The sequence below is a fragment of the Streptomyces sp. AC627_RSS907 genome (assembly GCF_019049165.1).
Genome location: NZ_JAGMUE010001033.1, coordinates 1 through 974, shown reverse-complemented (window position 1 = coordinate 974; position 974 = coordinate 1). Strand labels below are relative to the sequence as shown.

1 protein-coding gene is annotated in these 974 nt (G+C 65.6%); it reads left to right on the top strand.

Going from position 1 to position 974, the window contains the following annotated elements:
• A partial coding sequence (locus KUM32_RS40095; protein WP_217146639.1) for a transglycosylase domain-containing protein occupies positions 1 to 974 on the top strand: 974 nt, incomplete at both ends.

Below are 974 nucleotides of genomic sequence, written 5' to 3'. Positions count from 1 at the left end.
ACATGAAGACGCCGCCGCTCAGCGAGCGGACCACGATCCTCGACGTCAAGGGCAACGAGATCGCGAAGATCTACTCCCGCGACCGGACCGTGGTGGACCTGGCGGACATCTCCCCGCATATGCAGAAGGCGATCGTCGCCATCGAGGACGCGCGCTTCTACGAGCACGGCGCGGTGGACCTCAAGGGCGTGCTGCGCGCACTGAACAAGAACGCGCAGTCCGGCGGCGTCTCCGAGGGCGCGTCCACGCTCACCCAGCAGTACGTGAAGAACGTCTTCATCGAAGAGGCCGGCAACGACTCGGGCAAGTTCGCCGCCGCCACCGAGCAGAGCATCGGCCGCAAGATCAAGGAACTGAAGTACGCGATCCAGGTCGAGAAGGAGCTGGGCAAGAAGCGCATCCTGCAGAACTACCTGAACATCACGTTCTTCGGGCAGCAGGCGTACGGCGTGGAGGCCGCCGCCCGGCGCTACTTCAGCAAGAGCGCCAAGGACCTCAACCTGGAGCAGTCGGCGCTGCTCGCCGGTCTCGTCCAGTCGCCGAGCCGGTACGACCCGGTCAACGATCCGCGCGAAGCGACCAAACGACGCAACATGGTGCTCAAGCGGATGGCCGACGTGAAGGACATCACGCCGCAGCAGGCCGAGGCCGCACGCAAGAAGCCGCTCGGCCTCAAGGTCAGCAAGCCCAAGAACGGCTGCATCACCGCCGTCCGCGGAGCCGGCTTCTTCTGCGACTACGTGCGCCAGTCCTTCCTCACCGACCCGATCTTCGGCAAGACGTCCAAGGAACGGGCCAAGCGCTGGAACCAGGGCGGCCTGACCATCCGTACGACGCTCGACCCGCAGGCACAGAACTCCGTGCAGAAGTCGATCACCGATCACGTCTACCAGACGGACTCGGTGGCCACCGCCGTCACGCTGGTCGAGCCGGGCTCGGGCCGGATCATCGGGATGGGGCAGTCGCGGCCGTAC